This window comes from Mesorhizobium sp. M0983 (genome assembly GCF_040318975.1).
Taxonomy (GTDB): domain Bacteria; phylum Pseudomonadota; class Alphaproteobacteria; order Rhizobiales; family Rhizobiaceae; genus Mesorhizobium.
Window position 1 is genome coordinate 13,930 of sequence record NZ_JAMYNH010000022.1, and the last position, 14,187, is coordinate 28,116.

Below are 14,187 nucleotides of genomic sequence, written 5' to 3' on the forward strand. Positions count from 1 at the left end.
CTGCTGCTTACTCGCCTGAAACACCGCGACTTATCGGCGAGATGAACGGCGTGCTCCAGGTGCCGCCGACGAAGAACGACGACTGCTTGGGCGCTTGGCCGTTCGTCTGCGTGGCAGCCTGGCTCGGCTGGACGATGCCGCCGGACAGCGCCAGCCCGCGTCCGGCATAGGATGCGATGCCGGAAAGCCAGATCTTGTATTGCGCGGAATTCACCTCGGCCTTGTCGATGCGCGCCACGCCGTTCGAAACGCTCGCCTTGAGCTCGGCCCCGTCGATCGGCAGCGTTCCGTCCGAGACGTCGTCAAGCGCAAAGAATCCACCCTGTTCGGTGTGCTTGAGGAACGCCGGCAGGTTAAGCCGGCTCAGCGCACCCGCGCCGAAGGTCGCGGACAGCGAGCCATTGGCGTTTTCGAAAATGGAGTCCCAGGTTCTGCCCGGCCCCTTGAGGATGACCGAAACGGTTCCGGTGCCGATCGGCACCAGCCGCGTCATCCCGGCCGCGGTGCCGAAAGCGCCGCCGTCGATGTCGGAAGCAAGCAGCCGGATCTCGACTTCCGTGCCGGCGGGCTTGCGGTCGAAACGGACGCTGCTTTGGACGTTGCCGCCAAAGGCGGATGCATCGGAGATGTCGAAGACGGCGAGGCCGTTCTTGACCTGGGCGGTGGCGGCGACGTCGGCAAGCTGGATTGCACCTGCCGTGGCATGCGCGGCGGACAGCCTGAGATCGAGATTGATCCGGTCGGCGAAGCTTGTGTCGATCTCGCCCGGGCCGGCGGCGCCGGCGGATGGTACGGGGGTAAAGGCGGAGAGAAACGATCTGAGGTCGAGCGTATCGAAGGCAAGTGTGCCGGAGATCACCGGCAGTGCCTCGCCGTAGGTGAAGTCCAGCGCGCCCATTCCGGGGTTGTTGTCGAGGGTCAGGGCCGTATTTTCGAATTTGATGCGCCCGGCCGTCGCCGTGATCTTGCTTGAAACCGAGATCGAGCCGATTGCCGCACCGGGCGCGATGCCGGCCTGCGACCATTCGAGCACGCGTCGCAGCGAAGGTGCGGCAAATTTTGCCTGGCCGTCGAAATAGCCGTTCTCCGACATGCTGGCCAGCCCGTCGAAGGAAAAGCTGGCCGGCGCCGCCTTGAAGGAAAGCGTGACCGGTGCTGCGCCGCCGCCAAACAGCACAAGCGGGTTCGGCGATGCGGCGTCGACGGAAACGCTTTCGCCGCGCCATATCCCGGTCGCCGACAGCGTCGCATTGCTGTTCATCGCGGCCCAATTCGCCTGGCCGCTCAGGCTGCTCAATATCTCCTGGTCCTTGCCGCCGATGGCGGCGACCACGCGGCCATCCCTGAACTCGACTGTGCCGAACGGATCTGCCGGCAGCTTGCCGAGATCCGGCTTGGCGGGATTTGTGTTGATCACCGCGCGGGCAGCATCGATCGAACGCGTAATGCGCCCGCCGCTCGGAATCGCAGGCAGGAAAAACCCGCTCGCGGTACGCTGAACCCTGATCGTCGGTCGCACCAGCCGCGCCGTCGAAAACACCACGTCGCCACGCAGCGCCGCCATGGCCGAGAGGTCGACCTCGACCCGTTCGGCCTCGATCACAGGCGGTGCATCCGTCTCTGTCCATTGCGACAGCGTCACGTCGCTCAGGATCGCCCGGAAATTCGGCCAGACCTCGATGCGCGGCGCGCCGTCGATGGTGACCCTGAAACCGCTCCAGGCGCTCATTTCCCACGCGATGCGGTCACGCACGATACGGGTCGAGGCGATCAACGGCAAGGCTGCAACGACCAGCGCGACGACGGTGACGGCTGCGCCGATCGCCCATATTCCGCGTCGGATCAAAGGTGATGGCATATCGCCCCGTATGCTTCCATTCCGACAAAATCGCCCGACGGGTGTAACCGACGGCTGACGCATTTCAAGTCTTTATGGCCCGGCGATGGCATTTGCGCACACCCTGACCGGCGCGGTCCAACAAAATCTTGCTCTGCTGCATCGCGATATGCATAAGCGATGCAGCCTGCGGAGGAACAATGATGGCCGACGACGCACCGCTCTGGATGCCGACGCAAGAGCAGATCGACGCAGCGCCGATGACCGCCTTCATGAACGCCGCGGCGAGCAGGGCCGGCAAGGCTTTCTCCTCCTATGCCGACCTGCATCGCTGGTCGATCGATGACCGCGAGACCTTCTGGAGCCTGGTCTGGGACTTTTGCGGCATCGTCGGCGACAAGGGCGAACGCGTGCTGGTCGATGGCGACAAGATGCCCGGCGCGACCTTCTTCCCTGACGCGAAGCTGAACTTCGCCGAGAATCTTCTGAAGAAAACCGGGCTTGGCGACGCAGTCGTCTTTCGCGGCGAGGACAAGGTCGAGCGGCGGCTGTCCTGGAACGAGCTGCATGCGCTGACCTCGCGCCTGCAACAGCTCTTCCTGTCGCTCAAGGTGAAGAAGGGCGACCGCATCGCCGCGATGATGCCGAACATGCCGGAGACCGTTGCGGCGATGCTGGCTGCCGCCTCGATCGGCGCCGTCTGGTCGTCCTGCTCCCCAGATTTCGGCGAGCAGGGTGTTCTCGACCGGTTCGGCCAGATCGAGCCTGTCGTCTTCATCGCGCCGGACGGCTACTGGTACAATGGCAAGGCGATCGAAGTCGCCGACAAGATCGCGGCTGTGGTGGCGAAGCTCGCCACCGTGCGCAAAGTCCTGATCGTCGATTATCTCGGCACGTCGACCGACGTCGCGGCAACCATCGGCAAGGCGGCTGCGCTGGAGGAGGCGCTGTCACCCTTTGCCGCCAGGCCTGTCAGTTACGAAAGGCTGCCGTTTTCGCATCCGCTCTACATCCTGTTTTCGTCAGGCACGACCGGCATCCCCAAATGCATCGTCCATTCAGCCGGCGGAACGCTGATCCAGCACGTCAAGGAAGAGCGGCTGCATGCCGGCCTGCTCGACGGCGATCGCTTCTTCTATTTCACCACCTGCGGCTGGATGATGTGGAACTGGCTGGTGTCGGGCCTGGCGTCGGGCGCCACCTTGCTGCTCTATGACGGCTCGCCTTTCTACCCGGACGGCAATGCGCTGTTCGACTTCGCCGATGCCGAGAAGATGACCTATTTCGGCACCTCGGCCAAATTCATCGATTCCGTGCGCAAGGCCGGCCTCAAGCCGATCCACACGCATGATCTTTACAGTGTGCGCACCATCTCCTCGACCGGCTCGCCGCTGTCGCCGGAAGATTTCCGTTTCGTCTATGAAGGCATCAAGAAGGACGTGCATCTCGCCTCGATCTCCGGCGGCACCGATATCGTCTCCTGCTTCGTGCTCGGCGTGCCGATCGAACCGGTATGGCCCGGCGAGATCCAGGGACCCGGCCTCGGCCTTGCCGTCGACGTCTGGGACGATGATGGCCGTCCGCTTCGCAAGGAGAAGGGGGAGCTCGTCTGCACCAAGCCGTTTCCGGCAATGCCGATCGGCTTCTGGAACGACCCTGACGGCAAGAAATACGAGGCCGCCTATTTCGAGCGCTTCGACAATGTCTGGTGCCACGGCGATTTCGCCGAATGGACCGCCCATGGCGGGCTGATCATCCATGGCCGTTCCGACGCCACGCTCAATCCGGGCGGTGTTAGGATCGGCACGGCGGAGATCTACAATCAGGTCGAGCAGATGCCGGAAATCCTCGAAGCGCTATGCATCGGCCAGGATTTCGACAATGACGTGCGTGTCGTGCTGTTCGTACGGGTGGCGGCCGGCGTCGAACTCGATGCCGAGCTGGAAAAACGCATCCGCGCGAAAATCCGCACCGGGGCGAGCCCGCGCCACGTGCCGGCCAAGATCGTCGCCGTCGGCGATATACCGCGCACCAAATCGGGCAAGATTACCGAGCTCGCGGTCCGCGACATGGTGCATGGCCGCGCCATCAAGAACAAGGAAGCGCTCGCCAATCCCGAAGCGCTCGAGCTGTTCCGCAACCTGCCGCAGCTTGCCGACTGAGCATGGAGCCCGGGCTGGGAACCGGGGTCATGGTTAACGAAATGTCTCCGCGGAATTTACCTAGATTTCATGAGTGGTACACATTGGTAAATTTTCCGGCGTGCCGGTAAGGATTTGTTAAGGCCCGGCATCGATAGTCGTGCGTAACTTGAGGGAGAAATCCCGTTCCTCTTAGCCCCCAGAGGATCTGATTCGCTCAAGCCCCCGTTGTGACAGCAATTCTATCATTCAAGGCGTCCCATTGGACGCCTTTTTTCTTTGCGCAGCCATAGACCTAACCGGCCAGCACGCGGGTCGAGGGGAAGGCGACTTCGACCAGGGTTCCCTCGCCGGGCGTCGAGTTGATGGTGAACCGGGCACGGTTCGCTTCGACCATCGCCTTCGTCAGCGGCAGCCCGAGACCGGTGCCGTCGCCGCGGCCGCGCTTCAGCGCGTTGATCTGCTTGAACGGCTTCAGCGCCTGCTCGATCTCGGACTGGCTCATGCCGATGCCGGTATCGCGCACGCGCATGACGACGTCGCCGGAGAGCTCATAGGCCGTCGACACGATCACCTGGCCGCCGGCCTGCGTGTAGCGGACGGCGTTCGACAAGATGTTGAGCGCGATCTGCCGCACGCTGCGCAGATCGGCCACCACTTCCGGCAGTCGCGAGGCGAAGCTGGAGCGGATGATGACGCGTTCCCGGTTGGCTTGCGGCTGCATCATCGCCACGGTCTCGGCCAGCGTGTCGTTGAGCGACACCGCCTCATAAGCCATCTCCTGCTGACCGGCCTCGATTTTCGAAATGTCGAGCAGGTCGTTGACCAGATCGAGCACGTGGTTGCCCGAACGGTTGATGTCGCGCAGATAGTCGCGATAGCGGTCATTGGCCACCGGCCCGAATTTCTCGTCCACCATCAGCTCGGAAAAGCCGATGATGGCGTTGAGCGGCGTGCGGATCTCGTGGCTGATGCGGGCCAGGAAATCCGTCTTCTGCGACGAGGCGCGTTCGGCGACCGCGCGCGCCTGGGTCAGGTCCTCTTCGGCGCGCTTCCACTGGGTAATGTCGCGCACCACCGCGCAGAAGCCGCTGTCGTTGGGCAGTCTGCCGATGGTCATGAACAGTGGGATGAAGCGCCCCTGCGCCTCGCGTCCGATCACCTCGCGGCCATCGTTCATCACGCTTGCAACGCCGGGCTCCGACAGCCCCTCGAGATAGTCACGCGCCGCGCGCTGGCTTTCGATCGCAAACAGCGAGATGAACGGTTTGCCGGTCACCTCGTCGCTGTCGAAGCCGAACAGCGCTTCCGCCGGACGGCTAATTGAACGGATCGTTCCGTTACGGCCGATCAGCACGACGCCGTCGGTGGCGGTGTCGATGATGGTGCGCATTTCGGCAATGCGTGCCTTGAGCTCGGAAACATCCGGCTGCGTTTGGTCGTCGGCGGCGCCATGTGGAATGGCTACTGCTTCGTCGCCGGAACGGCGTACGACCAGCATCAGCGCCTTGCCGTTTCCCCAGGGGACGGAGCGTAAAATCGCGTCGATCGGAAACTCCTGACCGTCGCGCGTCTTCAGCCGTAGAGCGCGGTCGCTGCCGTCGGAACTGCCGTCGTCGGAATAAGGGTCGGCAAACAGCGCGCCGAGCCCGCCGGCCTCGTCCAAGGCATTGAGCGTCGCATAGCCGGTCAGGCCGAGGAATTCCTCGTTCGCGTAGTGCAGCTGGTCGCCGGAATGGATAAGCACCGGCACTGGCAGCTTGCCGAGGATCGAGGTGTCCGGACCCTTGTTGCCCTCTCCGGCAAACGCCGACGGCACGAAGCCGTTTAGTTTGAGCGGTGGTGCCTGCGGCCGCCCGATGGGCGGCGCCGAGCCGGCATCGCCGGCTGCGGCTTCGCTGTCATCGGACCAATCTTCGCTGTCCTCGGCGTCGCGGAAATCCTCCGCTGTCATGCTGTCGTCGTCTTCGCCATCCCGCGGCGCTTCGGCGCCGATCGTTCGACGGTTCGTGCTGGGCTCGATGCCTTCCTGGGCTTCGTCGCTGGGTTCGCGGTCGGCATAGTCGAGCAGCGACCCGGAGGCAGGGCGTGCGACGGGTTCGCCGGCTTGCGTCTCTTCTGCCGTCTCGTCGCGCTGCTCGCCGTCGAGCCGGGCGAGGTCCTTCTGGTCCTCGGCATCGGCCTCGGGCGGTTCGGCCGCCTCGCTTTCCGGACCTGGCGCCGGCATTTCACCCTTGTCCGTCGGACCGGCTTTTTTCAGCTTTGGCTCGCCGGTCTTGCCGGCTGCGTCGACTTTGGTCGCGGTCTCCGCAGCCGGCTTCGGCTTTCCGACGCTGGGCTGTTCGTCTACCGGCTTTTCGGCCGGGGTGCTGTCCTTCTTGAGACGCTCGCCAATCTCGCGAAACGCGCTGCGTTCCAGCGTCGACAGGCCCTTGTCGTTGGCCGGCTGCCGGTGCTCGGCCAGCCGGATCACCTTGTCGGCAAAGCGCCGCTCGGGCTTTGGCACGATGGTCAGTGCCGGCACTTCGCCTCGGAACGGATCGGCGGCTTTCGGTGTCTCGGGGATAGGTTCAACGGCTTCCGGCCTGACGCTCGCGGCAGGTTCCTCCTCGGCGGCAAGGGCCATGCCGGCCGCGTCCGGATCGACCACCGCATCGCCGCCGCGGGCGACGCCGAAACCGCGAAAACCTTCGAAAACGCGGCTGCGGCTGTAGACCGGGAGTGCCGCCAGATCGACGGGTATCTTCAGATCGGTGCCGGCGACCGGCCACAGCACGGAGCGGCCGGACCAGGTGTCGCGCCGTTCGAGCAGGCCGGCGATCTCGCCTGAAGCATCGAGGCCGTAGGCGGCCGAAACGTCGCCGAAGCGGCGGCCGATCACGTCGGCGGCGGGCTTGCCGACGAGTTCGGCAAATTCCGGCGACAGGGCACTGAACCGGCCCTCTGCGTCGGTACGCCAGACGAAACGCATGGGCGCGGCCGTACGATCGATCACGCGGCCGCGGCCCTGGGGCGGGGAAGCGGCTTTGATCGCTTGTGTGGCGCTTTCCTGCGGGGCGTCCAGACCGGCCTGCGAAGCGGCGGGGCTGGCTGGTGTCTCGACTTCGCCGGGCACACCTGCCCCGGGCGGGACCTGCGTGTCGTCGCCCGCATTGAAGTACCAATGGTCATGCTGCGTCGGCGTTTCGCCAGCCGTGTGCTGATTGTCGGCCCCCGAAACCTGCTTGGCTGTGTCGGCAGGCTCGTGCTCCGTCGATGCGGAGCTGCCTTCGATCGCGGCAAGGTCGATCTCCGCCGCGCCGGTGTTGGTGATTGGCGGCTCGGCGATTGGCTGTTTGTTGTCCTGGTCCGTTGGCTGGGGAAGACCGCTCGGCGCCGCTGCTGCCTCGCTGCCGGGTTCCGCGACGGCGCGCTCGCCAACAGGGGCCCCGCCGTCAAGCCGGTCCTCGTCGATCACCACCAGCAGGTGCCGCTCGTCTGTCAGACGGGCAAGGCCTGCCGGATAGGAGCTGGATCCGCCCGGAACCAGGCGCTTGACGATGCGGTCGCTGTCGTTCGCCACGTCGGCGACAAGCGCGGCCAGCGTCTCAGGCCGGATGCCGAGCGACGAAAAGCCGTCCGACGCGGCGTCGATATTGCCCTTGGCATCGACAAAGGCGATGTAGTGGCCGTCTTCGGTAAAGCCGCTGATGGCGCGATCGGCGATCTCGGCCGCGCTGCGCGAGCCGGTCTGCGCCGCCGGCAACGCCAGCATGATTGCTTCCTCGCCATCGGGCATGGTCACCGCGCTGGCCAGGAAACCAACCGCGCGGCTGGTCAGCCCGGTAGCCAGGCGGACCGTGATGGCACGGTCGCGGCCGATCCGCGGAAAACCGCTGGTTGCCATGATCTGGCGCCTGGCGATCAGCGGCAATCCTGCCGAAGCGCCGATGATGGCTCCGATGTCGGGATAGCCGAATACCGCTGCGCCGGGGCCGTTGGCCCATATCACCTGCTCGAGATCTGCCGACAGAATGGCGATCGCGTCGCCGGCGGCGAACCGCAGGCGGACCGCGTCGAGCACGGCAACATCGAGGAAGGAGTAGTTTTCAGCCGGCATGCGCTTGGCGACTCTCACAGAGCGGGCAATTTGCGGTTAACGCTTTGTTAATAAAAGCCGACGGCGCGAAGGTCCACAAGTCATAGCGTGCAACCAGCGGAATCTCTAGGCGCGTGGTTAACGTCGCGAAACAAATAATCAATGGTGCGATGCAACAAACATGTTGCAATGCACAAAATTTGCCTTTATATTGCCACGATAGATGAACGAGACGGCTTTCTGTCAAAGCCGCTGCCGCTGAAAAGGATGGAAAATGTCCAGGACCAAGACCGCCGACACGATCGAAAACGTTGAATTCCCAAGCTTCGACGCTTCCAAGGCCACCGATCAGATCCGCGCCTTCGCCGAAAAGGGCGTCGAGCAGTCGAAAGAGGCCTATGCCAAGCTGAAGACCGGCGCCGAGGAGACCCAGAAGGCTCTGGAGTCGACCTACGAGACCGCCAAGACCGTTTCCAGCGACCTGTCGCTCAAGACCATCGCCGCCCTGCGCGCCAATGCCGAGGCCGGCTTCTCGCATTTCGAAGCCCTGATTGGCGCCAAGTCGCTGTCGGAAGTCGTCGAGCTGCAGACTGCGTTCCTGCGCAAGCGCGTCGAAATGACCGTTGAGCAGGCCAAGGACTTCCAGGCGGTTGCTGCCGAGGCGGCCGAGGACGTATCCAAGCCGATCAAAACCGCCTTCGAGAAGGCCGTGAAAGAAATTAAGATCGCCTAATATTTGAACACAATTTGGCGATGCATCAAAAGGTCGCATTTCGTCAGACAAATAGATGTGCGATATAGTGGTTTAAGTGAATACCCGGCGGGTGGAACCTCCTCCCTCTGCCTACCGGGGTGACCAGCCAGCACCTCCTCCCGCTGGCTCGTAACAGGAAAAGGCCGGCACCTCCTCCCGCCGGCCTTTTCTTTGTCCGGCGAAAAATGACGCGATGTCGGAGCGATCTTTTGCTTTGCCAAAAGCCTTGAATTAAACTCCGATAGCCCGTATGGACGCATCGCCGAACGACAGAGCGGGTCCCGGAGAATGAACGTTCCGTCTGGATATCGCTGGGCAAGCGTGCCGTTGTAGCTCAGATGGTTAGAGCGCCGGATTGTGGATCCGGAGGTCGCTGGTTCGATCCCAGCCAACGGTACCATTCAGCTTTCAGCCAGGTTTCTGACCAATAGCGCCAAGCGGTCTCTACGACCCTGGCGCGGTCACCTGCGATCCCGCCTGACGCGCACCGCGCAGGTGATCCGCAAGGGCTCTCAGCTTCGGCGCGATATTCCGTCGGCTGGGAAAATAAAGATAGAAGCCCGCAAACGGCGGAAAATAGTCGTCGAGGATTGGCACAAGCTCGCCGCGGTCGATCCAGGGGCGGAATGTGTCCGCCATGCCGAACGTGATTCCGGCGCCTGCAACGGCCAGCCGGATCATCAGCCACATGTCGTTAGTGGTGATCTCGGGCGCAACCGCCACGTCGAACTCGCGCCCGTCCTCGCCAAACTCCCACCGATAGGGCGAAACTCCCGGCGCCGGCCGCCAGCCGATACAACGATGAGCCACAAGCTCGCGCGGATGGGCGGGTGCTCCGAACTTTTCGAGATAGCGCGGGGCGCAGACGGCCATCTGTCGCTGATCGCCCGATACCGGCACGGCAATCATGTCCTGCTCGATCACTTCGCCGAGCCTCACGCCCGCATCATAACCTTCGGCAACGATGTCGAATTCCTCGTCGGTGACCACGATATCCAGATGCACCTCGGGAAATCTTTCTGCAAAGGACGCCAGCAACGGCCCTGACAGAAACGTCTCCGCGATCGACGAAACCGCGATCCGCAGCCGGCCGCGTGGGCGGTCCAGAAACTCCGTGGTGGCTTCGATTGCCGCGTTCACGTCGGCGATCGCCGGTGCGACGCTCGCCAGCAGGCGCTCGCCCGCCTCGGTCAGATTTACGCTACGTGTCGTGCGCTGCAGCAATGCGATGCCAAGGCGCTGTTCAAGCCTGAGGACGCTCTGGCTGACCGCCGAGCGCGTCACGCCCAGCCGGTCTGCCGCAGCGCGGAAATTGCGTTCCTCGGCCACTGTGACGAAGACGGCAATTGCATTGAGATCGATGTCCATTGGTTAGCTAAACTTACCATCGAGGTTACCAGCGGGCGGGTTATCGCGACAATGCCATGGCTCTATCTCTGTCGCAATGGCAAGAAAGGCTTGATCCTCCCGATCAAGCCGATGCCGGATGACCAAGGAGATAACCCATGACATCACTGCCTTCCTCCTGGAACCTGGATGGAAAAGTCGCCCTCGTGACGGGCGCGGCACGCGGCATCGGCCGCTGCACGGCGGAGCTGCTGCGTGCCAGGGGTGCCGGGATCGTGGCAAGCGATCTCAGCGACACTGTACGTGAATTGGAAGCCGAGGATGTGGCAACCCTGGTCGGTGATGTCGCTGACGAGGCTCTGGCCAGACGCTCGGTCGAACTCGCGGCGAAGCGCTTCGGACGACTGGACATCGTCGTGAACAATGCCGGTCGCACGCTCAACAAACGTCTGACGGAGACCTCGGTCGACGACTATGACCGCATCCTGCAGATCAATGCGCGCGGCAGTTTTGTCACCGCCCGGGCTGCGGTGGAGTTGATGGCCGCCGGTGGTGGTGGCGCGATCGTCAACGTCTCATCGATCTCGGCGGTTGCGGCCTTCGAGACGCAGGCGGCCTATGCATCCTCCAAGGCGGCAGTCGCACAGCTGACCAAGGTGATAGCGATCGAATACGGGCGCATGGGCATTCGCTGCAACGCCGTTGCCCCTGGCGTGATCGAAACCGACATCATGGAAGGCGTGGTGGAGAATGGCCGGGAGATGCTGCGCAGCTTCGGCGATGCGCATCCGATCGGCCGGATCGGCCAGCCGCAGGAAGTTGCCGAGGCCATCGCCTTTCTTGCCTCGCCGGCGTCCAGCTTCATCACCGGGTCCCTGCTTCTGGTCGATGGCGGCTACACCGCCCAGTGACCCCAAATAAGGCTGGCGCACTGCGGGAGCTCACCCGCACGCCATCCTTCACATCGTGAAAATAACCGCTGAACCAAAAGGATTATCTCGATGACCATGAACAAAGTTGTTCTGATCACCGGTGCCTCCAGCGGCATCGGTGCTGGCATCGCCCGCGAACTTGGCGCGGCAGGTGCAAAGCTGATGCTTGGTGCACGGCGCACCGACCGCCTTGAAGTCCTCGCAGCCGAAATCGAGGCAGCTGGTGGAATCGTTCGCGTACGAGCGCTCGACGTCACCAAAAGGGCGGATGTCGCAGCATTCGCCGATGCTGCGCGGGCCGAATGGGGCCAGGTCGACGTCATCGTCAACAATGCGGGCGTCATGCCGCTCTCGGCCATGGCAGCCATGAAGGTCGACGAGTGGGAGCTGATGGTGGACGTCAACATCAAAGGTGTTCTGTACGGCGTCGCGGCGGTGCTGCCGGAGATGACGGCACGCGGCTCCGGGCATATCATCAATATCGGTTCCATCGGCGCACTGGCCGTCTCGCCCACGGCTGCCGTTTATTGCGCAACGAAATACGCTGTCCGCGCGATTTCCGATGGGCTCCGCCAGGAGAGTGACGATATCCGCGTAACCTGCATTCATCCTGGCGTGGTGGAAAGCGAGCTGGCCAACACGATCTCCGACGAAGCCGCTGCCGCCGCCATGAAAACCTGGCGTGCTATTGCCCTGCAACCCGATGCCATCGCCAGGGCAGTGCGCTACGCAATCGAACAGCCCGACGATGTCGACGTCAACGAGATCGTCGTGCGTCCGACGAAGGCGGCGCATTGATGCGATCCACTTTGGCCGCAATGCTTACGGGTATTGCCGTTGCTGTAGCCCCAACCGGCCTGACCCTTCCTTCAACTCCAATCCTTGCGGAGGAATCAATGACGCGCCAAGATCACCCCTATGTCGGAATGTGGGTCACCGAGGATCGCCATATCAGGCACGAACTCCTGCCGAACGGCCGTTATGACGAAGCGCGCGGTGACCGCGAGAGCGCCTATCGGGGACGCTATGAAGTGCAGGGCAACCACATAGAATACTGGGACGATACGGGCTTCACCGCGGACGGTGAGTTCGTCGAAGGCGTTCTCTATCATGCCGGCATGATCCTTTATCGCCAGCGGTAGAGAGCCACCCTGAGACAAGCAATTCAGGGTTCCACAAGGCGCTATTGCATGCCTTGCATGAGGCGCTCGGCAGTTTGCACCACAAGGCCCGCCACACCACATATCTCCCAGCAAGCGCGGCGGAAAGAAGCAGGATCGCGGGCAGAGTCGACATTGCAAATGGTTGTCACTATATAGCGGCGGCTTTGACGGCTCGCCCTTTTACGTGGTGCCGGCGAGTGCGCGGTAAATGTGCTAGCTATTGTGTTATCTATTGTGATCTAAAACGGCTTGAAAACCGAAAAAAAGCAAATAGAAACAATAGCGCGGGTCAAACGAGTTTCGTCGAGAGAATCAGTCCTCAAGAACCAGAACGTGCTCCTTGAACCACCATTCCCTTCAGCTCTGTGGACCTCGGACAAGTTCGGCTTGCCGGGCGAAGCCGAGTCGGCTCGAATGGCAGCACGCATCTTTTCGAAGATGCCGACGTTTATGATTACCAATCGGCATAGCCGCTAGGGAAACAGCAGTATGAGTGAACACGCGATCGAGTTCTTGCGCGGGTGGATTGGCGAAAAAGTCCATTGCCAGCCCTCGCCAGCCAGAATCGAGAAGCAGGCCGAGACCCTCGCGAGGGAATGTGCGGCCAAAGCTGCCGAAGCCGGCATACCCCTGGAGGATATCCAGGAAGAGGTCGGCGACATTCAGGAGCTCATTGCTTCGAGGCTCGAAGAGGCGGCCGAGGCCGATCAGGACGAGCAGAATTCCAACAAGCCTGCCGGCTGACGGATCGCCCCCGGCAAAACCTGCCGGGCGATTATTGCCTGTCTGATGCAGTTGCGCGGTCTTATCGCCGCGCAGCCTTGCCAAATCTCTCCTCGAGCCATGCTTTCGGCAACGCCGGCACGAAATTGCCGTCGCGCCCGGTCATGTCATCATTGGCGACCAGCGCGTTGAGGATGGCTTCCTCCACGCTCTGAACGACGGCGTCGAAGAACGGGTTGATGTCGGCATCCGGTATGTAGCCGGCGCTGACCAGCTTGCCGGCGGCGCCGCGCGCCGCATCGGCATTGGCCGTGCTGACGGCGAGAACAATATCGCCGGATGAATTGTATCCATAGCCGCCGGTCAGCGCGACGCCGAGCGGCACGCGTTTCGCCAGTCTTTTCAACTGATGCGGCATGAATGGCGCATCGGTGGCGACGATCGCGATGATCGAGCTCTTTTCCGCTCGCGGCGTGTTGTCCCGGATCGCCGGTTCGGCGAGTTCCGCTCCGGCCCTGACGCCACGCACGACAAGGTTCCGCCGCGCACCGAAATTCGACTGGACGAAGCAACCGATCGTGAAACGCTCTCCGTTCCAGTCGACGCTGCGCGAGGATGTGCCCGATCCCGCCTTGAAGCCAAAGGTGATCATGCCGGTGCCGCCGCCGACGCTGCCCTCTTCGATCGGCCCGCTTTCAGCCATCTCGAGCGCCGAAAATACATGCTCGAAGCTCACATGGTGGCCGTTGATGTCGTTTAGAAAGCCGTCATAAGTCTCGCCCGCTACCGGCAGTGCCCAGGCGCTGTCGAGCGATTGCGGCAGCACCTTCTGCATCCAGCGCAGCGTTGCGTCGCGGCTGACGCCGCAGGAATGCGTGTTGGTGATGGTGATGGGAAGATTGAACGCTCCGAGTTCCTCTATCAGATGCGAGCCGGTCAGTTCGCCATTGCCATTGGCGCTGAACACGCCGGCGAACGCCGGTACGGCCAGTTCGCCCCTGGGCCGTGGCAGGATCGCGGTCACGCCGGTGCGTACTGGACCCTTGCCGACAACGGGCGGCCCGTCCCCTGAGATCAGCGTGGTATAGCCGACCGTCACGCCAGGCACATCGGTGATGGCGTTGAAGCGGCCCGGCGTGCCATCGAATGGGATCGCGAAGGCGCGGGCGCGCGGTTTGCCCGAGGGCGTCGCAAGATGAGGGTCGGTCATTT

General features: G+C 62.9%; 10 protein-coding genes and 1 tRNA gene. 6 read left to right on the top strand and 5 right to left on the bottom strand.

What is annotated here, in order from left to right; all coding sequences use genetic code 11:
* Nucleotides 1-7 precede the first annotated feature (7 nt).
* A complete protein-coding gene (locus tag NKH71_RS27480) occupies nt 8-1,858 on the bottom strand; it encodes an AsmA family protein (protein ID WP_023719392.1) in 1,851 nt (616 codons plus the stop codon).
* Nucleotides 1,859-2,040: 182 nt separating this feature from the next.
* Here NKH71_RS27480 and NKH71_RS27485 point away from each other — a divergent pair, with 182 nt between their 5' ends.
* Nucleotides 2,041-3,999, top strand: a complete 1,959-nt coding sequence (locus NKH71_RS27485; protein ID WP_352791191.1) for an acetoacetate--CoA ligase — start codon at nt 2,041-2,043, stop codon at nt 3,997-3,999.
* Nucleotides 4,000-4,273: 274 nt separating this feature from the next.
* Here the strand turns inward: NKH71_RS27485 and NKH71_RS27490 are convergent, their stop codons facing one another.
* Nucleotides 4,274-8,077 (bottom strand): PAS domain S-box protein, encoded by a 3,804-nt coding sequence (locus NKH71_RS27490; protein ID WP_352482380.1) that lies wholly within the window; start codon nt 8,075-8,077, stop codon nt 4,274-4,276.
* Between the two features lie 253 nt (nt 8,078-8,330).
* On the opposite strand from NKH71_RS27490, the gene NKH71_RS27495 reads away from it, so the two are divergent.
* A complete protein-coding gene (locus tag NKH71_RS27495; RefSeq protein ID WP_352895488.1) occupies nt 8,331-8,789 on the top strand; it encodes a phasin in 459 nt (152 codons plus the stop codon).
* Between the two features lie 344 nt (nt 8,790-9,133).
* Nucleotides 9,134-9,210, top strand: a tRNA-His gene (locus NKH71_RS27500).
* Between the two features lie 44 nt (nt 9,211-9,254).
* On the opposite strand, the gene NKH71_RS27505 is transcribed toward NKH71_RS27500, so the two are convergent.
* Nucleotides 9,255-10,178 carry a LysR family transcriptional regulator gene (locus NKH71_RS27505; protein ID WP_352482377.1) on the bottom strand — a complete coding sequence of 308 codons (924 nt, stop codon included), beginning with the start codon at nt 10,176-10,178 and terminating at the stop codon, nt 9,255-9,257.
* Between the two features lie 137 nt (nt 10,179-10,315).
* On the opposite strand from NKH71_RS27505, the gene NKH71_RS27510 reads away from it, so the two are divergent.
* The 3 genes from NKH71_RS27510 to NKH71_RS27520 all read left to right on the top strand — a co-directional run bounded on the left by NKH71_RS27510 (nt 10,316) and on the right by NKH71_RS27520 (nt 12,231).
* Nucleotides 10,316-11,068, top strand: a complete 753-nt coding sequence (locus NKH71_RS27510) for an SDR family NAD(P)-dependent oxidoreductase (RefSeq protein ID WP_352791189.1) — start codon at nt 10,316-10,318, stop codon at nt 11,066-11,068.
* A 90-nt stretch (nt 11,069-11,158) separates the two neighbouring features.
* Entirely contained in the window at nt 11,159-11,887 is a 729-nt protein-coding gene (locus tag NKH71_RS27515) for an SDR family oxidoreductase (protein WP_352482372.1), read from the top strand.
* A complete protein-coding gene (locus NKH71_RS27520; RefSeq protein WP_502895967.1) occupies nt 11,887-12,231 on the top strand; it encodes an Atu4866 domain-containing protein in 345 nt (114 codons plus the stop codon). The genes NKH71_RS27515 and NKH71_RS27520 overlap by 1 nt, the downstream gene beginning before the upstream one ends.
* Before the next feature lie 378 nt (nt 12,232-12,609).
* Here NKH71_RS27520 and NKH71_RS27525 read toward each other — a convergent pair whose 3' ends face one another.
* Nucleotides 12,610-13,080, bottom strand: a complete 471-nt coding sequence (locus tag NKH71_RS27525; RefSeq protein ID WP_352482371.1) for a hypothetical protein — start codon at nt 13,078-13,080, stop codon at nt 12,610-12,612.
* The gene (locus NKH71_RS27530; RefSeq protein ID WP_352547835.1) at nt 13,058-14,185 is read right to left on the bottom strand and encodes a DmpA family aminopeptidase; all 1,128 of its coding nucleotides are present in this window, start codon (nt 14,183-14,185) and stop codon (nt 13,058-13,060) included. Before NKH71_RS27530 ends, NKH71_RS27525 begins: the two co-directional genes overlap by 23 nt.
* Nucleotides 14,186-14,187: the final 2 nt, after the last annotated feature.

Bases quoted from the DNA above. Each gene is read 5' to 3' on its own strand.
- NKH71_RS27515 (WP_352482372.1), top strand. From the start codon at position 11,159: ATGACCATGAACAAAGTTGTTCTGATCACCGGTGCCTCCAGCGGCATC.
- NKH71_RS27485 (WP_352791191.1), top strand. From the start codon at position 2,041: ATGGCCGACGACGCACCGCTCTGGATGCCGACGCAAGAGCAGATCGAC.
- NKH71_RS27480 (WP_023719392.1), bottom strand. From the start codon at position 1,858: ATGCCATCACCTTTGATCCGACGCGGAATATGGGCGATCGGCGCAGCC.
- NKH71_RS27505 (WP_352482377.1), bottom strand. From the start codon at position 10,178: ATGGACATCGATCTCAATGCAATTGCCGTCTTCGTCACAGTGGCCGAG.
- NKH71_RS27495 (WP_352895488.1), top strand. From the start codon at position 8,331: ATGTCCAGGACCAAGACCGCCGACACGATCGAAAACGTTGAATTCCCA.
- NKH71_RS27490 (WP_352482380.1), bottom strand. From the start codon at position 8,077: ATGCCGGCTGAAAACTACTCCTTCCTCGATGTTGCCGTGCTCGACGCG.
- NKH71_RS27530 (WP_352547835.1), bottom strand. From the start codon at position 14,185: ATGACCGACCCTCATCTTGCGACGCCCTCGGGCAAACCGCGCGCCCGC.
- NKH71_RS27510 (WP_352791189.1), top strand. From the start codon at position 10,316: ATGACATCACTGCCTTCCTCCTGGAACCTGGATGGAAAAGTCGCCCTC.
- NKH71_RS27520 (WP_502895967.1), top strand. From the start codon at position 11,887: ATGCGATCCACTTTGGCCGCAATGCTTACGGGTATTGCCGTTGCTGTA.